Origin of the sequence: Burkholderia sp. AU28863 (genome assembly GCF_002223195.1) — a bacterium.
Lineage (GTDB): Bacteria > Pseudomonadota > Gammaproteobacteria > Burkholderiales > Burkholderiaceae > Burkholderia > Burkholderia sola.
This window is the reverse complement of sequence record NZ_NKFE01000008.1, coordinates 332,210-355,462: the sequence shown is the minus strand read 5'-3', so window position 1 is coordinate 355,462 and position 23,253 is coordinate 332,210. Positions and strand designations below refer to the sequence as shown.

The window sequence follows — 23,253 nt, the reverse complement described above, 5'->3', positions numbered from 1 at the left end:
GCCGCAAGCGCCATGCCGGTCAGTCGTCGTCCACGCGCTTGTCGATCAAATAGCGGCCGCGCTCGAGCCCCGCACGCAGCGCCTCGACCTCGGTCAGCCATTCGGGGCCGGCGGCCTCCGGTACCATCAGCTCGATGCGCGCGCCGTTGACGTACACCTGTACCTCGTCGCGCCATGCGCCGCGCTCGTTGGGTCGCGCCCATACCAGGATTTCGTGGCCGCGATACGGGTCCCGAACCTGTGCGTCCTGTTGATGTGCCACGGTGGCCTCCTGTCTTATCTGCGATGGCGATGAAAAAAATGCGCACCGCATGATCGCCGTGCGCGCCGCCGGCCTCGCGCGCACGCGCCGTGCCCGGCCGGCACGCTGCTTGCGTCCCTTTTCCGCATCGAACCGTTACCGGCCCGCATCTCGAAGCGCCGGAAGGGATGCACATCATGATCGGCCACCTCGAATTGCTTGGACGCCTGCTGCTGGCCGCGCTGCTCGGCAGCGTGATCGGGCTCGAACGCGAACGCCTGAACTGGGCCGCGGGGCTACGCACGCACATGCTGGTGTGCGTGGGCTCCGCGCTCGTGATGCTGGTGTCGACGTTCGGCTTCGAGGACGTGCGCGGGCAAAACGGCGTCGTGCTCGATCCGTCGCGAGTCGCCGCGCAGGTCGTGTCCGGCATCGGCTTTCTCGGCGCGGGCTCGATCCTGCTGCGCGGCGAAGTGGTGCGCGGGCTGACGACGGCCGCGAGCCTGTGGGCGGTGGCCGGCGTCGGGCTCGCCGCGGGCGGCGGCATGGTGGTTGCATCGGTCGGCGCGACAGCGATCGTGCTCGCGATCCTCGCGGGCGTGAAGCCGCTCGAGCGCCGCTTCATCGCGCAGCGCCAGCAGCGCACGCTGCTGCTCGTGGCCGAACGCGGCGGCCTGACGCTCGGCACGCTGCACGAGGCGCTCGGCCCCGGGCGCGTTCGCGTGAAACGGTTCATCGTCCAGCAGTCGGACGACGATCCGGACACCGACGACATCTCCGTCTCGTTCTCGCGCACGAGCGGGCCGGAATTTGCGGCGATCTGCGAAACGCTGCAAAACATCGCGTGCGTCCGGACCTGTCAACCCGACACCTCGTCAAGGAGTTTCGTGTGACTCAGACCGACCTGCTCTCCTATCTCGTGACGAGCCAGCTCGCCGCCCGCATGCGCAGCGGCGCGTGGCTCACGACCAGCCAGCTGGTCGGCGCGTTGCGCGCGTGGCTCGCGTGCCGACACGCCGAATGCGAGTGGCTCGACCGGATCAGGATCGCGCACGCGTCGGCGACGATCGCGCAGGAGATCTACGACATCGCGATCACGCACGGCGATCCGCACAGCGGCGAGCGCGTGCGGCTCGACGCGGATTCGCCGGAATTGCAGGCGCTGCGCGCACGCTGCGACGCGCTGTTGCAGCGGATCGACGGCGGCCGGGACGTCGGCGCACGATGATCGTGCCGGACCGCGTGCCGCGCGCCGACGATCGGCGCGTCGATCCCGCGCCGGCGGACGGCCCTTCGCGGCACGGCCTGCTCGAACAGGGGCGCAACTGCGACACGATCCGCCATGCCGACCGCTTCGCGATGCTGGTCGACGGCGACGCGTATTTCTCGACGCTGCGCGCCGCGCTGCTGCGTGCGCGCCATACGGTGTTCATCGTCGGCTGGGACGTGGACAGCCGGATGCGGCTCGCGCCGGGCGGCGCCGACGACACGCTGCCCGACACGCTCGCGGCCTTCCTGCACGCGCTCGCGTCCGCCCGCCACAACCTGCGCATCTACGTGCTCGCGTGGGACTTCGCGATGATCTACGCGCTGGAGCGCGACTGGCCGCCCGTGTATCGAGCCGGCTGGCGCGCGCATCGCGGCATCCGGTTCCGGCTCGACGACGCGCACCCGCGCGGCGCGTCGCATCACCAGAAGCTCGTCGTGATCGACGACCGGCTCGCGTTCGTCGGCGGCCTCGACCTGACGCGCGCCCGCTGGGACACGCCCGCGCATGCGGCCGACGACCCGCGCCGCCGCGACGAGCACGGCATGCCGTACGGCCCGTTCCACGACGTGCACGCGATGTTCGACGGCGACGCGGCCGCCGCGATCGGCGAACAGGCGCGAGCCCGCTGGCTGCAGGCGTGCGGGCGCCCGATCGCGATCCGCGCGCAGCGGCATCTCGACCGGCCGGACGACCCCGATCCGTGGCCGCCCGACGCGCGCGTCGACGTGCGCGACGTGCGGCTCGGCATCGCGTACACCGCACCGCGCCACGGCGGTCGCGAACCGGTCACGCAGGTGCGTGCGCTCGTCGAGGACATGATCCGCGCCGCGGAGCGGCACCTGTATGTCGAAAACCAGTACTTCACCGCGGCGGTGGTGCGCGAAGCGTTGTCGGAACGCCTCGCCGACGCGCACGGGCCGGACGTGACGGTCGTCGCGCCGCGCGTGCAGAGCGGCTGGCTGCAGGAAGCGACGATGGGCGTGCTGCGCGCGCGGCTGCACGCGACGCTCGCGTCGGCCGACCGCTTCGATCGCTACCGGCTGTTGTATCCGCACGTCGACGGGCTCGGCGACGGGTGCGTGAACGTGCACAGCAAGGTCGCGATCGTCGACGACGAATGCATCGTGATCGGCAGCGCGAACCTGAACAACCGCTCGATGCTGCTCGACACCGAATGCTGCATCGCGCTGGTCGCGGGCGGCGATGCCCGCGTCCGCGCGACGATCGCCGGCATGCGCGATCGGCTGCTGGCCGAGCACCTCGGCACGACGCCCGCGGCGGTGGCCGACGCATTCGCGTGCGGAGAACGGCCGAACGTCGTACTCGACCGGCTGCGCGCGAAGCCGGGCCGCACGCTGCGCACGCTCGACCCGGCCGTGTCGCCGCAATTCGAGGCGCTCGTGCCGGTCAGCGCGCGGCTCGACCCCGAGCAGCCGATCGAGCCCGACCGGTTCGTCCGCGAATTCGTGCCGCACGAGCAGCATCGCTCGCTCACCGCGCGCTTCTTCGTGCTGGGCGCGGTGGTGCTCGCGATCGCCGCGCTGGCGCTTGCGTGGCGCTTCACGCCGCTGGGCGCGCACCTGAACGTTGCGTCGCTGTCGCGCGCGGTGGCCGGCATCGCGCGGCTGCCGGCCGCGCCGGTGCTGCTGCTCGCGGCCTACGTGATCGCCGCGACCTTCGCGGTGCCGATCACGCTGCTGATTGCCGCGACGGGGCTCGTGTTCGGCGCGTGGCCGGGCTTCGCGTATGCGGGCGTCGGCTCGATGGCCGCAGCCGCCGCGACCTACGCGCTCGGCCGCTGGCTCGGGCGCGACGCGGTGCGCCGGCTGGCCGGCCCGCGCGCGAACCGGCTGAGCGAGCACATCGGCCGGCGCGGCGTGGTCGCGATGGCCGTGCTGCGGCTGCTGCCGATCGCGCCGTTCACCGTCGTGAACCTCGTCGCCGGCGCGTCGCACATCGGGCTGCGCGACTACCTGATCGGCACCGCGCTCGGGATGCTGCCCGGCATCGTGCTGACGGTCACGTTCGCGCACCAGTTGACCGCCGCGCTCAGCCACCCGGGGCCCGGCGCGTTCGCGTGGCTCGCGGCGATCGGCCTCGCGCTGGTCGGCGTGTCGATCCTGCTCGTGAGGGTGCTGCGACGATGGCGCTGAGCCAAGATCCGGCCCCGCCGCCGCACGTCGTCACCGCCGACGCGGCGCCCGCCGCCGCGCCGGGCGGGCGCGACCTGCGGATCGCGACCTACAACATTCACGGCGGCTACGGCGCCTGGCCGGCGCGCGCGGTCGACCGGATCGCGGCGGTGATCGACGAACTCGATGCGGACGTGATCGCGCTGCAGGAAGTGCCGCTCGGCGGCACGCGTGCGCCCGACGTGCTCGCGCACCTGCGCGACGCGACCGGCATGCATGCGGTGGCCGGCGCGACGATCGATACGCCGGAGCGCCGCTACGGCAACGCGGTGCTGTCACGCTGCCCGATCCGCGCGGCGCGCACGCTCGACCTGTCGTTCCATCCGCGCGAGCCGCGCGGCGCGCTCGACGCCGACATCGATTGCAGCGCGGGCCCGATCCGCGTGGTCGCGACGCATCTCGGGCTGTCGGCCAGCGAACGGAGCGCGCAGGTGCAGCGGCTGCTCGCGGCGTTCGATACGGGCGCGATGCCGGTGATCCTGCTCGGCGACATCAACGAATGGTTCGTGCGCGGCCGCGCGCTGCAGGCGCTCGTCACGCGGTTCCGGCGCGCGCCGGCGCCGCGCACGTTCCCGACCGTGTGCCCGGTGTTCTCGCTGGACCGGATCTGGATTCATCCGGGCGAGCTACTGGTCGACGTGGTGGTGCATCGCAGCGCGCGGGCGCGGCACGCGTCCGACCACTATCCGCTGGTGGCCCGGATGCGCGTGACGCCGGCGACGGGCACGGCGCTTGCGCGGTAAGCCGTTTTTCGATCCGACGGAGGCAGCTCATGCGAACCGACGCACTCGACGGAAAGGATCTCGACTACTGGTGTGCACGCGCGTTGTGCGCCGACGACGAAGACACGCTGCGCTTCACGGCCGTCGCGCCGACCGTCGTCGTGACGGCCGCGTGCGACGCGTTCCGGCACCTCAACGCGCCGTTTGCGCCTTCGGCATCGTGGGCCGATGCGGGCACGGTGCTTGAACGCGTGGAGGACCTGCGAATCGCCCGCCACGGCGACGACGTCGAATGCGACGCAACCTTCGTCGACGGGCCGTCGACGTGCGGCGCTCGCGGCCGCGATGCGCGCGTGGCACTGCTGCGCGCGTTCGTGCGCGCGCGCTTCGGCGACGAGGTGGACGAGCCGCCGCCGTTCCCGCACCGGATCGAACATGGGGCGGTGGTGCGGTATGACCCGGGTGTGCCGATTCCGACGTCAGATGACGATCCGGCGATGGGAGACAGTTCGGATATCCGCTCGGTACCACGCATGTAGATCATGCGCGAGTCCGGCGGTCATGTAAAAACGACAGGCCCTTTCCGGCCGGCTTTCCGCACACGCCGTGCCCGCAGGGAATCGCGCAGCAGGCACGCAGGTTGCGACGCACCGACGGTTACCGCTCGCCGCCGCCCGCCCCACGCCATGGACTCCACACCGCCGTTCGCTCCACACCTCTACTTCTGCGACGCCCGCCTCGTCGGGCCGCTCGACGCATGGCCGCAGACCTTCGCGCATATCGCCGGGATGGGATTCGATCACGTGCTGGTCGGTGCGTTCTGGGCCGCGAGCGTCGCCGGCTTTCCGCGCCACGTGGCCGATTTCCGGCGGCCGGCCCAGTCGTTCGCGACACGCGCGAGCGCGCTCGAAACCTTCTCGCGCCTCGCGCAACTGGCGAAGGGCCACGGGCTGCGCCTGCTGCTCGAAGTCGTACCCGATCGCATCGCGCGCGAGAACCCGCTGCGCGCCGAGCATCCTGACTGGTACGTCGAGCGCACGCACGACGACGCGTTGATCGACCCGCGCGGCACCGCGCACGCGCTGGACATCGCGCATGCGAACGCCGGCGACGAAGCGGTGCGCGACGCGCTGTCGGCATGGTGGTGCGCGCATCTCGCGACGTTCGCCGACGCGGGCGCGGCCGGCTTCCTGATCGACGCGCCGCATCATCTACCGGCCGACTGGTGGCCGGGCTGGCGCGCGGCGCTGCGCCGTGCGCGCCCGGACGTCGCAGTGCTCGCGGGTGTACCCGGCCATGCGCGCGACGCGCTCGCGCAGCTCGAAGCCGCCGGGTTCGACGCGGTGTTTTCATCGGTGCGCTGGTGGGATCTGCGCGCGCCGTGGTTCGCGGACGAACACCGGCTGCTGCGGCGCATCGGCGCGCCGATCGCATTTCCCGATGCGCCCGACGGCCCGCGTCTCGCCGACGACTGGCCCGACGCGCCGGACGATACCGTCGCCCGCGCGTATCGGCGCGCGCTGTGGACGGCGGCGGCCGTCGGCACCGGCTGGCTCGTGCCGATGGGTTTCGAACGCGGCGTGACGGTGCCGCTGATGGCGCGCGACGCGGATGCCGTGCGCTACCGCGCCGCATTCGAGCACGCGCGTTTCGACCTGTCGGGCGCGCTCGCCGATGCGAACGCGTGGCGCCGCGCGACACCCGTCGCGGCGGCGCGCGGCGAGATCGTGCAACTGAGCGCGCCGGGCGCGGGCGCGACCGCGCTGCTGCGCGGCACCGGCCCGTCGCTCGAACACGACGACGCGGCGTTGCTGATCGCCTTGAATCCCGATCTCGACGCGCCCGCCACGATCGACCCCGCGACGATCCTGCCCGGCGTACCGGGCGGCTTCACGCGCGTCGCCACGCAGGACGGCGCGCACACGCAACCGCCAGCCGCGCTCGAGCCGTTCACGCTCGCGCCCGGCGCGTACGCGCTGCTGCATGCCTGGCGGGCGCCGCCCGTCACGGCGCGCGCCGACGCCGCCCGCGAGCGCACCGCGCTGTCGGCGGCGCTCGCGGCCGACCGGATCGCGATCGAGCGCGTCGAACCGTCGGTCGACGACGGCCGCTTCGCGATCAAGCGCGTGATCGGCGAGCCGCTCGTCGTGAGCGCATCGATCTTCACGGACGGGCACGCGCATCTGGCGGCCGTGCTGCAGTGGCGCGCCGCCGATGGCGACGAATGGCGCGAAGTGCCGTTCGAAGCCGAGCCGAACGACCGCTGGCGCGCCTGCGTCACCCTCGACCGGCTCGGCCGCCATGAATTTCGCGTGGTCGCGTGGCGCGACGACTGGGCGTCGCTCGTCACCGACATCGCGAAGAAGCGCGCGGCCGGCCAGGACGTGACGCTGGAGGTGCGCGAAGCGCAACTGCTGCTCGCGACCGCGCTGAAGCGCGCCGAGCCGGCCGATCCACGCGCGCTCGCGCAGATGAAACGGCTCATCGAGGCGCTCAAGGACGCGTCGCCCGACGACCGCCTCGCGCTGATCGGCGGGCCCGCGCTCGCCGACGCGTTCGCGGCGCTGCGCTACCGCCCGTTCGTTACGCACGACGCGACGGTCTACCCGGTCGACGTCGAACGCCGCAAGGCGCGCTTCTCGAGCTGGTACGAGATGTTTCCGCGCTCGGCCAGCGACGATCCGCACCGGCACGGCACGTTCGACGACGTGATCGCGCATTTGCCGCGCATCCGCGACATGGGTTTCGACGTACTGTATTTCCCGCCGATCCACCCGATCGGCACGTCCGCGCGCAAGGGTCGCAACAACAGCCTGAGCGCCGGCCCCGACGACGTCGGCAGCCCGTACGCGATCGGCTCGCCCGACGGCGGCCACACGGCCGTGCATCCGCAGCTCGGCACGCTCGACTCGTTCCGCGCGCTGGTCGACGCCGCGCGCGGGCACGGGCTCGAGATCGCGCTCGATTTCGCGATCCAGTGCTCGCCCGACCATCCGTGGCTCGCCGCGCATCCGGGCTGGTTCGCGTGGCGGCCCGACGGCTCGCTGCGCTTCGCGGAAAATCCGCCGAAGCGCTATCAGGACATCGTGAACCCCGATTTCTACGCGCCGGACGCGCTGCCCGACCTGTGGCTCGCGCTGCGCGACGCGGTGCTGTTCTGGGTCGATGCGGGCGTGCGGATTTTCCGCGTCGACAACCCGCACACGAAGCCGCTGCCGTTCTGGGCGTGGATGATCGACGACGTGCGCGGCCGGCATCCGGACGTCGTGTTCCTGTCCGAAGCGTTCACCCGGCCGGGGATGATGTACCGGCTCGCGAAGGTCGGCTTCTCGCAGTCGTACACGTACTTCACGTGGCGCGAGTCGAAGCGCGACTTCATCGACTACCTGACCGAGCTGACGGCCGGGCCCGCGCGCGAATTCTTCCGGCCGAACTTCTTCGTCAACACGCCCGACATCAACCCGCGCCACCTGCAGAACGCGCCGCGCTCGCAGTTCGTGATCCGCGCGGCGCTCGCGGCGACGCTGGCCGGCTCGTGGGGCCTGTACTCGGGCTTCGAGCTCGGCGAATCGGCGCCGCTGCCGGACAGCGAGGAATACGCGGATGCGGAGAAATACGAGCTGCGCGCGCGCGACTGGAGCAAGGCCGCGCACATCGGCACGGAAATCGCGCGGCTGAACCGCGCGCGGCGCGATCACCCGGCGCTGCAGACGCATCTCGGTCTCACGTTCGTCGACGCGGACAACGACTCCGTGCTCGTGTTCATGAAGGCGACGCCCGCGTTCGACAGCGTGGTGATCGTCGCGATCAGTCTCGACCCGTGGCATCCGCAGGCCGCGAACTTCACGCTCGACGCGGCGCTGTGGCGCGGCCTCGGGCTGGCCGACGGCGAACCGCTCGATGCGCTCGAACAGGACGCCGCGCACGCGCAAACCTGGCGCGGCCATCGCCAGTACGTGTCGCTCGATCCGCACGTGCGGCCGTACGCAATCTGGCGGCTCGCGCCGTCTCCGGGCGCCACGCGGGCGGCGGCGCCCGAACCGGATCCCGCCCGCCGCCCTTCGGGAGCGCATGCATGATGAAACGCGAAGATTCCCTCGACGACGTGCGCCGCGCGCAATTCCCGTCGCTCGCGCCGGCCGGCACGCCGCGCCGGCGCCGTGCGCGCCGCCGCGAACCCGCGCTCTGTGCGGACGATCCGCTGTGGTACAAGGACGCGATCATCTACCAGGTGCACGTGAAGTCGTTCTTCGACTCGAACAACGACGGCATCGGCGATTTCCCCGGCCTGATCGCGAAGCTCGACTACATCGCCGAACTCGGCGTCGACACGATCTGGCTGCTGCCGTTCTATCCGTCGCCGCGCCGCGACGACGGCTACGACATCGCCGACTACCGCGACGTGCATCCCGACTACGGCACGCTGGCCGACGTACGGCGCTTCATCCGCGAAGCACATGCGCGCGGCATCCGCGTGATCGCCGAACTGGTGATCAACCACACGTCGGACCAGCACCCGTGGTTCCAGCGCGCCCGCCGCGCGAAGCCGGGCTCCACGCATCGCGACTACTACGTGTGGTCCGACACCGACACGAAATACGCGGGCACGCGGATCATCTTCCTGGATACCGAAACGTCGAACTGGACGCACGACCCGGTGGCCGGCCAGTACTACTGGCACCGCTTCTATTCGCACCAGCCGGACCTGAACTTCGACAACCCGGCCGTCGTGCGCGAAGTGATCCAGGTGATGCGCTTCTGGCTCGATCTCGGCATCGACGGGCTGCGGCTCGACGCGGTGCCGTACCTGGTCGAACGCGAAGGCACGAACAACGAGAACCTGCCGGAGACGCACGCGATCCTGAAGCGGATCCGCGCGACGATCGACGCCGAGTATCCGAACCGGATGCTGCTCGCGGAAGCGAACCAGTGGCCGGAAGACGTGCAGGAGTACTTCGGCAACGAGGACGAATGCCACATGGCGTTCCACTTCCCGCTGATGCCGCGCATCTACATGTCGATCGCGAGCGAGGACCGCTTTCCGATCCTCGACATCATGCGGCAGACGCCGGCGCTCGCGCCGAGCAACCAGTGGGCGGTATTCCTGCGCAACCACGACGAGCTGACGCTCGAGATGGTCACCGATTCGGAGCGCGACCTGCTGTGGCAGACCTATGCGAGCGACCGCCGCGCGCGGCTGAACCTCGGCATCCGGCGCCGGCTCGCGCCGCTGATGGAGCGCGACCGGCGCCGCATCGAGCTGATCAATTCGCTGCTGCTGTCGATGCCCGGCACGCCGGTGATCTACTACGGCGACGAGCTCGGGATGGGCGACAACATCCACCTCGGCGATCGCGACGGCGTGCGCACGCCGATGCAGTGGTCGTCGGACCGCAACGGCGGCTTCTCGCGCGCCGATCCCGAACTCCTGGTGCTGCCGCCGGTGATGGGCTCGCTGTACGGCTATGACGCGATCAACGTCGAGGCGCAGACGCGCGACCCGCATTCGCTGCTGAACTGGACGCGGCGCATCCTCGCGACGCGCCGCGCGTCGCAGGCGTTCGGGCGCGGCACGATCCGCTTCCTGCGCCCGGAGAACCGCAAGGTGCTCGCGTACCTGCGCGAGCTGGACGGCCACGAGCCGGTGCTGTGCGTCGCGAACCTGTCGCGCGCGTCGCAGGCGGTCGAACTCGACCTGTCCGAATTCGCGGGGCGCGTGCCGATCGAGATGACGTCCGATTCGCCGTTTCCGCCGATCGGCCAGCTCCCGTATCTCCTCACCTTCCCGCCCTACGGGTTCCTGTGGTTCGTGCTCGCCGAGCACGGCCGCGAGCCGTCGTGGCGGCAACCGCACGCGGAGCCGCTGCCCGAATACGTGACGCTCGTGATGCGGCGCGGCGATACGCGGCCGGACGTTTCGCAACTGCATGCGCTCGCGCACGATGCGCTCGCATCGTGGCTCGCGCGGCGGCGCTGGTTCGCGTCGAAGGATCGCAAGATCGGCGACGCCTGGCTGAACGTCGTCACGCCGATTCCGGACGAGCCGTTCCAGTACGCGGAGGCGTGGGTGTCGGCGAGCGACGGCGGCGTCGAACGCTACGTGGTGCCGCTCGCGACCGCGTGGGGCGGCGAGACGTCCCATCCGCTGTTCGCGCAACTGGCGCTCGCGCGCGTGCGGCGCGGCCATACGGTCGGCTACCTGACCGACGCGTTCGCGCTGCCGGCGTTCGCGCGCGGGATGCTGCGCAAGCTGCGCGACGGCGCGACGGTGCCGATGTCCGACGGCGGCCAACTCACCTTTCTGCCGGAGGACGCGCTCGCCGGGCTGGACCCGGGCGACGACGCGGAAGTGCGCTGGCTCGCGGCCGAGCAGAGCAACAGCTCGCTCGTGATCGGCGACGCGATCGTGCTGAAGCTGGTGCGCAAGGTCGCGCACGGCATTCATCCGGAAGCCGAAATGAGCCGGCACCTGACGCGCATCGGCTATGCGAACACCGCGACGCTCGCCGGCGAAGTCGTGCACGTCGATCCGGACGGCACGCCGCACACGGTCGCGATCCTGCAACGCTATGTCGACAACCAGGGCGACGCGTGGACGCGTTCGTTCGATTTCCTGCGGCGCGCGATCGACGAACTCGCGCTACCGGCCGCGGACGAAGGCGAAGCCGCCGAAACGGGCGAGGAGCCCGATGCGCTGCTCGGCTACGCGGCGTTCGCGGGCATCATCGGCACGCGGCTCGGCCAGTTGCACGTCGCGCTCGCGCAGCCGTCCGACGATCCCGCGTTCGCGCCGGAACGCGCGACGCCCGAACACGTCGACGGCTGGTGCGTGGACGCGATCGCGTCGTTCGAGCGCGCGCTCGACGTGCTGCGCACGCGGCTCGATGCGCTCGATCCGGCCACCCGCGCGTCGGCCGACGCGCTGCTCGCGTCGCGCGACGCGGCCGTCGAGGCGCTCGGCGAACTCGTGCCGCGCACGCTCGATGCGCAATGCACGCGGATTCACGGCGATTTCCATCTGGGCCAGGTGCTCGACGTGCAGGGCGACGCGCTGCTGATCGACTTCGAAGGCGAACCGGCGCGCGCGCTCGAGCGGCGTCGCGCGAAATCGCATCCGCTGCGCGACGTGGCCGGCCTGCTGCGCTCGCTGTCGTACGTGAGCGCGACCGCGCAATTCGCGATCGAAAAAGCGCCGCCGCAAGCGGCCGGCCGCAAGCGCGCGCTGTTCGACCGCTTCGGGCAGGCGGCCGCCGACCGCTTCGTCGAATGCTATCGCGCGGCGGCCGACCTCGCGCCCGCGCGCTTCGTCGATCCGCACTACGCGGATCGCCTGCTCGCGCTGTTCCTGATCGACAAGGCGTCGTACGAGCTGTGCTACGAAGCCGCGAACCGGCCCGACTGGCTGAGCGTGCCGGTCGGCGGGCTGGCGGCACTGGTCGACCGGCTGCTCGGCGACGGCGTGCTGCCCGACGACGGAGGAAACCCATGACCGACACGCTGTTCGAACGCGCCGATATCGATGCGCTGCTCGCCGGCCGCCATCCCGACCCGTTCGCTTGCCTCGGCCCGCACGAACAGGCCGACCAGGTCGTCGTGCGGGCGCTGCTGCCCGGTGCGGAGCGCGTGCGCGCGCTGTCGCCTGACGGCGCCGAACTCGGCGCGCTCGCGTGCGTCGACCGCGCCGGCTGCTTCGCGGGGACGATCGCGCGCAACGGCGGCACGCCGCACTATTTGCTCGCGATCGACTGGCCGAACGCACATCAGGTGACCGACGACGCGTATGCGTTCGGCACGCTGCTCGACGAAGCGGCGCTTGCGCGCTTCTCGGCCGGCGACCCCGAAGCCGTGCTCGACTGCCTCGGCGCGACGCCGGTGCGCATCGACGATACCGACGGCGTGCGTTTCGCAGTCTGGGCGCCGAACGCGCAGCGGGTATCGGTGGTCGGCGATTTCAACGGATGGGACGGGCGCCGCCATCCGATGCGGCTGCGGCGGCCGTCGGGCGTGTGGGAACTGTTCGTGCCGGGCATCGACCCGGGCGAACGCTACAAGTACGAGCTGCGCGCGGCCGACGGGCGCGTGCTGCCGCACAAGGCCGATCCGTGCGCGCGGGCGACCGAGGCGCCGCCGCGCACGGCATCGGTGGTCGCCGACGTCGCGGCGCTCCACGCGTTCGCATGGCACGACGACGGCTGGATGCGTGCGCGGCCGCGCCACGACGACCGCTACCGCGTGCCGTGGTCGATCTACGAGGTCCATCCGGAATCGTGGCAGCGCATCCCCGAACAGATGGACCGCAGCGCGACGTGGGACGAGCTCGCCGAGCGGCTGATTCCGTACGTGAAGGGAATGGGCTTCACGCATGTCGAATTCATGCCGATCGCCGAATACCCGTTCGGCGGCTCGTGGGGCTACCAGCCGCTCGCGCAGTTCGCGCCGTCCGCGCGCTTCGGGCGGGTCGACGGTTTCGCGCGCTTCGTCGATCGCGCGCACGCGGCCGGCATCGGCGTGCTCGTCGACTGGGTGCCCGCGCATTTTCCGAACGATGCGCACGGGCTCGCGCAATTCGACGGCAGCGCGCTGTACGAGCATGCCGATCCGCGCGAAGGCATGCATCCCGACTGGAACACCTGCGTGTTCAACGTCGGGCGCACCGAGGTCAGCGCATTCCTGGTAGCGTCGGCGCTCGCGTGGGCGCGCCGCTATCACGTCGACGGCATCCGCGTCGACGCGGTCGCGTCGATGCTGTACCGCGACTATTCGCGCAAGGAAGGCGAATGGGTGCCGAACGTATACGGCGGCCGCGAGAACCTCGAATCGGTCGCGTTCCTGCGCCGGCTGAACGACACGCTGCACGGTGATGCCGCGCCGGCCGGCGTCGTCACCGTCGCGGAAGAATCGACCGCGTGGCCGGGCGTCACCGCGCCGACCGCCGACGGCGGGCTCGGCTTCGACTTCAAGTGGAACATGGGCTGGATGCACGACACGCTCGCGTACCTGCACGAAGACCCGATCCACCGCCGCTATCACCACGACCGGATGACATTCGGGCTCGTGTACGCGTTCTCGGAACGCTTCGTGCTGCCGCTGTCGCACGACGAGGTCGTGCACGGCAAGGGCTCGCTCGTCGCGAAGATGCCCGGCGACGCGTGGCAGCGGCTCGCGACGCTGCGCGCGTATTTCGGCTTCATGTGGGCGCATCCCGGCAAGAAGCTGCTGTTCATGGGCAGCGAATTCGCGCAATGGGCGGAGTTCGCGCACGATGCGACGCCGCACTGGGACTTGCTCGACGCGCCCGCGCATCGCGGCGTGCAGCGGCTCGTGCGCGACCTGAACCGCACGTATGCGGCCGAACCGGCGCTGCATGCGCTCGACTGCCACGCGGCCGGCTTCTCCTGGCTGATCGGCGACGACCGCGACAACAGCGTGTTCGCATTCGCGCGCCGCGACGATGCGGGGCATCTGGTCGTCGCGGTCTGCAACTTCACGCCCGTGCCTCGCGCCGGGTATCGGCTCGGGCTGCCCGCGCCGGGTCATTGGCGCGAACTGATGAACACCGATGCCGCGTCGTACGGCGGCACCAACGCCGGCAACGACGGCGCCGTGTGGGCCGAAGCCGTGCCCGCGCACGGCGAGACGTGGTCGGCGACCTTGCGCCTGCCGCCGCTCGCGACGCTGTGGTTGACACCTGCCTGATTGCTCCCGCCCTCGACACGGAGATACGCCCCATGCCGACCGCCCTGCCCGACCGTCTCGAACCCGGCCGCAGCTATCCGCTCGGCGCGACCTGGGACGGCCTCGGGACCAACTTCGCGGTGTTTTCCGCGCACGCGCACCGGATTCAGCTGTGCGTGTTCGATCCGACCGGCCGCAAGGAACTCGCGCGCCTCGACCTGCCCGAATGCACCGACGAGGTATGGCACGGCTACCTGCCGAACGCGCATCCGGGCACCGTGTACGGGTTCCGCGCGGACGGCCCGTACCAGCCGCAGCACGGCCATCGCTTCAATCCGACCAAGCTGCTGCTCGACCCGTACGCACGCAAGCTGGTCGGCCAGTTCCGCTGGTCGGACGCGCTGTTCGGCTATCGCGTGCATTCGAACCGGTCCGACCTGTCGATGGACCGCCGCGATTCGGCGCCGGCGATGCCGAAAGCCGTGGTCGTCGACGAGGCGTTCGACTGGAGCAACGACCGCCGCCCGAACGTGCCGTGGCGCAGCACCGTGATCTACGAGACCCACGTGCGCGGCGCGTCGATGCGCCGCGCCGGGCTGCGCCCGCCGGAGCGCGGCACGTTCGCGTCGCTCGCGCATCCGGCGTTCGTCGATCACCTGCTGTCGATCGGCGTGACGACGGTCGAGCTGCTGCCGATCCACGCGTTCCTGCAGCAGCGCGAACTCGTGAAGCGCGGGCTGCGCAACTACTGGGGCTACGACACGGCCGCGTTCTTCGCGCCGGAGCCGTCGTATCTGACGACGCGGCGGCTCGACGAAATGCGCATCGCGGTGCGCCAGCTCCATGCGGCCGGCATCGAGGTCGTGCTCGACGTCGTCTACAACCACACGTGCGAAGGCAACCAGCTCGGGCCCACGCTGTCGTGGCGCGGCCTCGACAACGCGAGCTATTACCGGCTGCGGCCCGACGATCCGCGTTACCACGTCGACGAAACCGGCTGCGGCAACACGCTGAACATGTCGCATCCGCGCGTCGTGCAGATGGTGATGGATTCGCTGCGCTACTGGGCGAGCGCGTTCAACATCGACGGCTTCCGCTTCGATCTCGGCGTGACGCTCGGCCGCGAGGATCACGGCTTCGAGCCCGGCGCGGGGTTCTTCGACGCGTTGCGGCAGGACCCGGTGCTCGCGCAGCGCAAGCTGATCACCGAGCCGTGGGATCTCGGCCCCGGCGGCTATCAGCTCGGCCGCCATCCGCCCGGCTTCGCCGAATGGAACGACCGGTTTCGCGACACCGTGCGGCGCTTCTGGCGCGGCGACGCGGGGCAGCGCCCGGAACTGGCCGCGCGCCTGTCGGGCTCGGCCGACCTGTTCAATCACGGGCGGCGCCGCACGTGGGCATCGGTCAATTTCGTCACCGCGCACGACGGCTTCACGCTGGCCGACCTCGTGTCGTATGCGGGCAAGCACAACGACGCGAACGGCGAAGACAACCGCGACGGCCGCGACGACAACTGCAGCGCGAACTGGGGCGCCGAAGGGCCGACCGACGACGTGGCGATCCGCGACGTGCGCCGGCGCGTCGCGCGCTCGATGCTCGCGACGCTGTTTACCGCGCTCGGCACGCCGATGCTCGTGGCCGGCGACGAATTCGGCCGCACGCAGCAGGGCAACAACAACGCATATTGCCAGGATAACGAACTGTCGTGGCTCGACTGGGACCTGGCGCACAGCGACGAAGGCGTGCAGATGACCCGTTTCGTGTCGCGGCTCGCCGCGCTGCGGCGCATGTATCCGGTGATGTCGGCGCCGCGTTATCCGTCGGGCGACCGCGACGGCGCGCCGGGCATGCGCGAGATCGGCTGGTTCGACGAACGCGGCGACGCGCTGACCGTCCCCGCGTGGGAAGACGGCGAACGCCGCGCGCTGACGATGCGGCGCGTCGGCACCGGCCGCACCGGACGCACCGAGGCATTGCTCGTGATGCTGAACGCATCGGCCGAGACCATCACGTTCATGCCGCCCGCGCCCGTGCTCGATTACCGGATCCTGCTCGACACCGCGACGCCCGACGCCGGCCCGCGCTCGTGGCCGCAAGCCGGGCTCGACGTCGCCGCGCATGCGGCCGTGATCGCGGTCGCGGCCGTGCCACCCGACCTGTCTTCGTGAGGAGCCGCCATGACGTCCCGTTCCGCCCATCCGCCCGGCACGCACGCGTACGCGTCGTCGTTCGGCGCGACCTGCATCGATGCGGACCGCACGCGCTTCCGGCTGTGGGCGCCCGCGAGCCGCACGGCCGCCGTCGAACTGCAGGACGCAGGCGGCCGTGCAATCCCGATGACGCCGGCCGGCGACGGCTGGTTCGAGACGGTCGCGCCGTGCGGCCCCGGCACGCTGTACCGTTACCTGCTCGACGACGCGCTCGCGGTGGCCGATCCCGCGTCGCGCTTCCAGCCGTATGACGTGCTGGGCCCGAGCCAGGTCGTCGATCCGGCCGCGTACCGCTGGCGCAACGACGCGTGGCGTGGCCGTCCGTGGCACGAGACGGTGCTCTACGAGCTGCACGTCGGCGCATGCGGCGGCTACGCGGCCGTCGAGCGGCGGCTGCCGGCGATCGCCGAACTCGGCGTGACCGCGGTTGAGCTGATGCCCGTCAATGCATTCCCCGGCGCGCGCAACTGGGGCTACGACGGCGTGCTGCCGTTCGCGCCCGACGCGTCGTACGGGCGGCCCGAGGAACTGAAATCGCTGGTCGACACCGCGCACGGGCTCGGGCTGCAGGTGTTCCTCGACGTCGTGTACAACCACTTCGGCCCCGAAGGCAACCTGCTGCCGCGCTACGCGCCGGACTTCTTCCGCTCGGACCGGCAGACCGCGTGGGGGCCGGCGATCGACTTCTCCCGCCCGCAGACGAGCACGTTCTTCATCGACAACGCGCTGTACTGGCTCGACGAATACCGTTTCGACGGGCTGCGCATCGACGCCGCGCATGCGATCGACGACGACGCGTGGCTGCGCGAACTCGCGCGCCGTGTGCGCGCGCACGCGGGCGACGCACGCCACGTGCATCTCGTGCTGGAGAACGAGCGCAATACCGCGAGCCTGCTCGGCCCCGACGGCTTCGACGCGCAATGGAACGACGACTTCCACAACAGCGCGCACGTGCTGCTGACCGGCGAGCGCGACGGCTACTACCGCGCGTACGCGGATGCCCCGCTGCGTCATTTCGCGCGCACGCTCGGCGAAGGCTTCGCGTATCAGGGCGAACCGTCGCCGCTGCACGACGGCGCCGCGCGCGGCGAGCCGAGCGCGCACCTGCCGCCGACCGCGTTCGTCGTGTTCCTGCAGAACCACGACCAGATCGGCAACCGCGCGTTCGGCGAACGGCTGCGCGCGCTCGCGAACGACGACGCGGTGCGCGCGGCCACCGCGCTGATGCTGCTCGCGCCGTCGATCCCGCTGCTGTTCATGGGCGAGGAAGACGGCAGCACGCAGCCGTTCCAGTTCTTCACCGACTATCGCGGCGCGCTCGCCGACGCGGTGCGCGAAGGCCGGCGTCGCGAATTCGCCGCGTTTCCCGCGTTCGCCGACGCCGCGCATCGCGACGCGATTCCCGATCCGAACGACATCGCGACGTTCGTGCGCTCGTCGTCGCACCATCCACCCGACGAGTCGTGGCCCGACGCGGCCGCGTGGCGGCGCTTCTACCGCAGCGCGCTGGCCGTGCGCGCGGCGCTCGTGACGCCGCACCTGGCCGATACGCGCTCGCTCGGCGTCGACCTGCTCGCGGGCGACGGCGACCCGCCCGCGCTGGTCGCGCGCTGGCGCCTCGGCGACGGCAGCACGCTGACGATCGCGCTGAATCTCGGCTCGCACGACGCGACGCTGCCCGCGCTGCCGGTCGGCAAGATCGTGTTCGAGACGCCGCCGCGTGCGCGCGACCGGCTGCCCGGCGGGCACGTGCCGCCGCGCGCGTGCGTCGCGTGGCGCGACGGTGCGGTCAACCACGATGCGCGGCAGCACCGCGCGAACGGACGGAGCCCGTCATGACGACCGACGTCCCGATCGCGGCGCTCGCCCGCGCGGCCGGCCTGGAACCCGACTGGACCGACGCGGGCGGCGTCGCGCGACGCGTGGCCGACGACGCGCTCGTCGCGCTCGTCGATGCGCTCGGCTGGCCATGCGGCACCGCGATCCAGCGGGTCGACAGCGCAGCGGCGCTCGCCGATGCGAAGGCGTCCCCGCCGCGCGTCGTGACCGGCGACGCCGGCCGGCCGCTGACGCTGCCCGCGACCGTCGCGGCGCCGGGCGCGCGCTTCCGGATCTCGCTCGAAACCGGCGGGCACGTGGACGGTCGCGTGGGCGGCACGGGCGAACACGGCACGCTGCCGCCGCTCGCGATGCCCGGCTATCACGCGCTCGACATCGGCGAGCAGCGTATCGGGCTCGCGATCGCGCCGCCGCGGGCGCTACCGTTCGACGCGATCGCGCGCGCCCATGACGCGGACCGCCGCTGGGGCATCGCGGCGCAGCTCTACAGCCTGCGCCGCACCGGCGACGACGGCGCGGGCGACTACACGGCGCTCGCGCGGCTCGCCGCGCAGGCGGCGCGCCACGGCGCGCAGGCGGTGGCGATCAGCCCGACGCACGCCGGCTATCCGGCGCTTCCCGCGCACGACAGCCCGTATTCGCCGTCGTCGCGACGCTGGCACAACGTCGCGTATCTCGACAGCGACGCGGTGCCGGGCGCCGAAGCCGCGCATCGCGCGTCCGCCGGCGCGGCCGATGCCGCGCTGATCGACTGGCCTGGCGTGCTGCCCGCGAAGCTGCGCCGTCTGCGTGCGTGCTTCGACGCATGGCGCGCCAGCGACGACCCGTCGCGCGATACGTACCAGCGTTTTCGTGCGGCGGGCGGCGCGGCGCTCGACGCGCATGCGCGCTTCGACGCGCTGCAGGCGTTCTGCATCGAGCACGGGATCGGCGCGGACTGGCGGCAGTGGCCCGCGCAATGGCGCATGCCGGGATCGGCGGAAGTCGACGCGTTCGCGCACGCGCATGCCGACACGATCGCGTTTCACACGTTCCTGCAATGGTGCGCGTCGTGCGCGCTCGGCGACGCGCAGCACGCGGCGCGCGGCGCGGGCATGGCGACCGGGCTGATCGCCGATCTCGCGGTCGGCTCCGATCAGGCCGGCAGCGACGCGTGGGCGCACGGCACGACGCTGCTGCGCGGCGTATCGCTCGGCGCGCCGCCCGACCTGTTCAATGCGGCCGGCCAGGCATGGGGCGTGACGACGTGGACGCCCGACGCGCTGCGCGCGGACGGCTTCATGCCGTTCATCGAGCTGCTGCGCGCGGCGTTCGCGCATGCGGGCGGCATCCGCATCGATCACGTGCTCGGCTTCGCGCGGATGTGGATCGTGCCGGACGGCGGCTCGCCGCGCAGCGGCGCGTACCTGCGCTATCCGCTCGACGATCTGGTGCGGCTCGTCGCGCTCGAGGCCGCCCGCCATCGCGCGATCGCGATCGGCGAGGATCTCGGCACCGTGCCGGCCGGGTTGCGCGAACGGCTCGGCGCGCAAGGTGTCGCCGGCATGCGCGTGCTGTGGTTCGAGCGCGACGCGAATGGCGCGTTCCGGCCGCCGTCCGCGTGGGATCGGGACGCGATCGCGATGACGTCGACGCACGATTTGCCGACCGTGGCCGGCTGGTGGCGCGGCGTCGATCTCGGGTGGCGGCGCGTCGCGGCCGAGGCCGACGCCGCGAAGCGGCGCGACGAAGCGCAACCGCGCGATGTCGCCGCCCCGGCGCCGGACGATGCGAGCGCGCACGATTCGGACGAGATCGTGCAAAGCATGGCGTTCGGACACGACACCGTGCCGCGCACCGATTCGAATCACGCGACGCCTCCCCCGCCTGAACTGCTGGCCGCTCATGCGGAACGCGCGACCGAGCGCGCCGCGCTGTGGCACGCGCTGCAGCACGCTGGCTGCGCGCCGGCCGGCGCCGCGGTGCCGCCGGCCGACATGCCGCCGGTGAACGGGATCCTGGCCTACGTCGCGAGCAGCCCGTCGCCGCTCGCGCTGCTGCCGCTCGAGGATCTGCTCGCGCTCGACGCGCAGCCGAACCTGCCGGGGCCGCCATGCGGCCATCCGAACTGGCGGCAGCGGTTGCCGCGCACGATCGACGCGTTGTTCGACGCCGACGTGCGCGCGCGCATCGCCGCCGTCGTGCAGGCGCGCCGCGCGGGGAGGCACGGCCCATGACCCCACGCGCGACGCTGCGACTGCAGCTGCATGCGGGCTTCACGTTCGACGACGCGGCTGCGCACGCCGACTACTTCGCGCGGCTCGGCGTCAGCCACCTGTACCTGTCGCCGGTGTCGACGGCCGAGCCCGGCTCGCTGCACGGCTACGACAGTGTCGACTATGGCGCGCTCAGCGCGGAACTCGGCGGCGAAGCCGGCTTCATGCGGCTCGTCGACGCGCTGCGCGCCCGCGGCCTCGGCATCGTCATCGACATCGTGCCGAACCACATGGGCGTCGGCGGCTCGTCGAACGGCTGGTGGAACGACGTGCTCGAATGGGGGCCGGCGAGCCCCTACGCGCGCTATTTCGACATCGACTGGCATCCGCCCGACGCGGCGCTCGACGGCAAGGTGCTGCTCCCGTGCCTCGGCGCGCCGTACGGCGAGGCGCTCGCGGCCGGCGACATCACGCTGCGCGCCGATGCGGCCGCGGGCCGCTTCTACATCGCGTGCCCGGGGCGGCGGCTGCCGGTTGCCGCCGCCACCTATGCGGACATTCTTCGCATCGCGAATCGCGCGGACCTGAACGCGCTCGCGGAGCGCTTCGACGTCGCGCCGGTCCGCGACAGCGCGCGGCTGGCCGCCACCCATGCGGCGCTGCGCGACCATGCGGCCGCGCACGGCCCGCATGCGCTCGACGCGGTATTGCGCGGCGCCGATCCGCGCCGCGCACGCTCGCGCGCGTGCCTGCATCACTTGCTCGAACGCCAGCACTACCGGCTCGCCTGGTGGCGCACGGCCGCCGACGAGCTGAACTGGCGGCGCTTCTTCGACATCGCGACGCTCGCGGCCGTGCGCGTCGAAGACGAGGCGGTGTTCGACGCCGTGCATGCGCTGCCGCTGCGCCTCCATGCGGCCGGGCTCGTCGACGGCGTGCGCGTCGATCACGTCGATGGCCTCGCCGATCCGCGCGCGTATTGCCGCCGGTTGCACGCGCGGCTCGCCGCGCAGCGCGACGCGCGGCCATACATCGTCGTCGAGAAGATCCTCGCGCGTGGCGAAGCGCTGCGCACCGACTGGGCCGTCGACGGCACCACCGGCTACGACTTCATGAACGACGTCGGCGCGCTGCTGCACGACCCGGCCGGCGCCGAGCCGCTCGCCGCGCACTGGGCGGCCGTATCGGGTTCCGCGCGCACGTTCGCGCAGGAAGCGCTCGACGGCAAGCGGCGCGTGCTGATGCGCCAGCTCGCCGTCGAGCATGCACGGGTCGCGCGGTTGCTGCACGGAATCGCACGGACGTCGCCCGCGACGCGCGACGTCAGCCTGATCGCGATCCGGCGCGTGCTCGGCGAACTCGCAATACGGCTGCCCGTGTACCGGATGTATCCGGCGCGGGGCGCCGAACCGGCCGACACCGACCGCCGCGTGCTCGCGCACGCGTACGACGGTGCTTACGCGGCGGTCGATCCGGCCGACCGGTTCGCGCTCGAGCACGTCGCCGCGTGGCTCGGCTTGCCGGTGGTGCGCGTGCCGCGCGTGGACGCCGATGCACTGGTCGCGGCGCGTGTCGCGTTCGCGCAGCTCACCGCGCCGCTGGCCGCGAAGGGCGTCGAGGATACGGCCAACTATCGCTACGGCCGGCTGCTGTCGCGCAACGAGGTCGGCGCCGACGCCGGCGACTTCAGCCTGTCGCGCGGCGCGTTCCATGCACGCAACCGGCGCCGTGCGCGCACCGTGCCGCATGGGCTCCTCGCGACGGCCACGCACGACCACAAGCGCGGCGAGGACGCGCGGGCGCGGCTCGCGGTGCTCAGCGAAGTGCCCGATGCGTGGCGCGCGGTGTCGCTCGACTGGTCGGCGCTGAACCTGCCGCATCGCGGCGGTGCGCACCGCGACCTCGCGTGGACGCCGGGCCCGGCCGCCGAGGCGATGCTGGTCCAGACGCTCGTCGGCTGCTGGCCGCCGGCGCTCGCCCCCGACGATGCGGCCGGCCTCGACGCGCTCGCGACGCGCGTCGTGCAATGGCAGACGAAGGCGCTGCGCGAGGCGAAGCAGTACACCGACTGGCTCGCGCCCGAGCCGGACTACGAGCAAGGCTGCGAAGCATTCGTCCGCGCGATCCTGACGCCGCGCGGCGCGGGCGATTTTGCGCATCGGCTGCATGCGTTCGTCGCACGGATCGCGCCGGCCGGCGTCGTCAACAGCCTGACCCAAACGGCGCTGCGGATCGCGTCGCCCGGCGTGCCCGATCTCTATCAAGGTACCGAGTCATGGGATCACTCGCTCGTCGACCCGGACAACCGGCGCGACGTGCCGTTCGCGACGCTGGCGACCGTATCGGTCGACGGCCCGGTGGCGTCGTATCTGCCGGTGTGGCCCGATGCGCGGGTGAAGCGCGCGCTGATCGAGCGGATGCTGGCGCTGCGTGCGCGATGGCCGGCGACGTTTGCGCACGGCGCGTACGTGCCGCTGCGGGTGCGTGGGAAGCTCGCGCGGCACGCGGTGGCGTTCGCGCGCTGCGATGACGCGGCTACCGTGGTGGTGATCGCAACTCGGCTCGCGTGCCGGTTGCTCGGCGAAGCGCCCGCGTTGCCGCGCGTGGAGCCTGCGCAGTGGGGCGACACGGCGGTCGTGCTGCCGCGCGGCGTCGAAGGACCGTGGATCGACGGGTTGAATGCGCGCGACGCGATCGATGCGCCGGAAGGGGTGCTGGCGGTTGATCGCTGCCTGGCCGAGTTGCCCGTGGCGGTGCTGGTTGCGGGGCGGACGAATCAGGATCGTCCCGGACACGCTCGCGCCCGGTAGCCCCCTCGGTCGTCGCCACCTAAGGAATGGAGACTCATAGCCCACTTAAAGGGGTCGAAACAATTTCCGACGGATGTCGTGTCCACACCGCCCGTCTGT

Annotated in this window: 13 protein-coding genes; 12 read left to right on the top strand and 1 reads right to left on the bottom strand. The window is 71.8% G+C overall.

Annotated features, from left to right (window positions below; genetic code table 11):
- Positions 1–19 precede the first annotated feature (19 nt).
- Positions 20–262 carry a DUF6566 family protein gene (locus CFB81_RS31395; protein WP_069616990.1) on the bottom strand — a complete coding sequence of 81 codons (243 nt, stop codon included), beginning with the start codon at positions 260–262 and terminating at the stop codon, positions 20–22.
- 176 nt (positions 263–438) lie between these two features.
- Between CFB81_RS31395 and CFB81_RS31390 the strand changes: the two genes are divergently transcribed.
- The 12 genes from CFB81_RS31390 (at position 439) to treY (ending at position 23,154) form a co-directional block, all read left to right on the top strand.
- Entirely contained in the window at positions 439–1,134 is a 696-nt protein-coding gene (locus tag CFB81_RS31390; protein ID WP_041492325.1) for an MgtC/SapB family protein, read from the top strand.
- Positions 1,131–1,469, top strand: a complete 339-nt coding sequence (locus tag CFB81_RS31385) for a hypothetical protein (protein ID WP_069616991.1) — start codon at positions 1,131–1,133, stop codon at positions 1,467–1,469. The genes CFB81_RS31390 and CFB81_RS31385 overlap by 4 nt, the downstream gene beginning before the upstream one ends.
- Complete coding sequence (locus CFB81_RS31380) at positions 1,466–3,664, top strand: VTT domain-containing protein (RefSeq protein ID WP_089437740.1); 2,199 nt, start codon at positions 1,466–1,468, stop codon at positions 3,662–3,664. Before CFB81_RS31385 ends, CFB81_RS31380 begins: the two co-directional genes overlap by 4 nt.
- Positions 3,655–4,446 (top strand): endonuclease/exonuclease/phosphatase family protein, encoded by a 792-nt coding sequence (locus tag CFB81_RS31375; protein ID WP_089437739.1) that lies wholly within the window; start codon positions 3,655–3,657, stop codon positions 4,444–4,446. The genes CFB81_RS31380 and CFB81_RS31375 overlap by 10 nt, the downstream gene beginning before the upstream one ends.
- 29 nt (positions 4,447–4,475) lie before the next feature.
- A complete protein-coding gene (locus CFB81_RS31370) occupies positions 4,476–4,964 on the top strand; it encodes a phage protein NinX family protein (protein ID WP_089437738.1) in 489 nt (162 codons plus the stop codon).
- Positions 4,965–5,111: 147 nt separating this feature from the next.
- Positions 5,112–8,504: a maltotransferase domain-containing protein gene (locus CFB81_RS31365; protein ID WP_089437737.1), complete on the top strand. Its 3,393-nt coding sequence runs from the start codon at positions 5,112–5,114 to the stop codon at positions 8,502–8,504.
- Positions 8,504–11,914 (top strand): maltose alpha-D-glucosyltransferase, encoded by a 3,411-nt coding sequence (gene treS / locus CFB81_RS31360; protein WP_089438148.1) that lies wholly within the window; start codon positions 8,504–8,506, stop codon positions 11,912–11,914. The genes CFB81_RS31365 and treS overlap by 1 nt, the downstream gene beginning before the upstream one ends.
- Entirely contained in the window at positions 11,911–14,121 is a 2,211-nt protein-coding gene (gene glgB / locus CFB81_RS31355; protein ID WP_089437736.1) for a 1,4-alpha-glucan branching protein GlgB, read from the top strand. The genes treS and glgB overlap by 4 nt, the downstream gene beginning before the upstream one ends.
- A gap of 32 nt (positions 14,122–14,153) precedes the next feature.
- Positions 14,154–16,268 carry a glycogen debranching protein GlgX gene (glgX, locus tag CFB81_RS31350; RefSeq protein WP_089437735.1) on the top strand — a complete coding sequence of 705 codons (2,115 nt, stop codon included), beginning with the start codon at positions 14,154–14,156 and terminating at the stop codon, positions 16,266–16,268.
- Between the two features lie 9 nt (positions 16,269–16,277).
- The gene (gene treZ / locus CFB81_RS31345) at positions 16,278–18,149 is read left to right on the top strand and encodes a malto-oligosyltrehalose trehalohydrolase (RefSeq protein ID WP_089437734.1); all 1,872 of its coding nucleotides are present in this window, start codon (positions 16,278–16,280) and stop codon (positions 18,147–18,149) included.
- The gene (gene malQ, locus CFB81_RS31340; RefSeq protein WP_089437733.1) at positions 18,146–20,365 is read left to right on the top strand and encodes a 4-alpha-glucanotransferase; all 2,220 of its coding nucleotides are present in this window, start codon (positions 18,146–18,148) and stop codon (positions 20,363–20,365) included. Before treZ ends, malQ begins: the two co-directional genes overlap by 4 nt.
- Positions 20,362–23,154: a malto-oligosyltrehalose synthase gene (gene treY / locus CFB81_RS31335; RefSeq protein ID WP_089437732.1), complete on the top strand. Its 2,793-nt coding sequence runs from the start codon at positions 20,362–20,364 to the stop codon at positions 23,152–23,154. The genes malQ and treY overlap by 4 nt, the downstream gene beginning before the upstream one ends.
- Positions 23,155–23,253 lie beyond the last annotated feature (99 nt).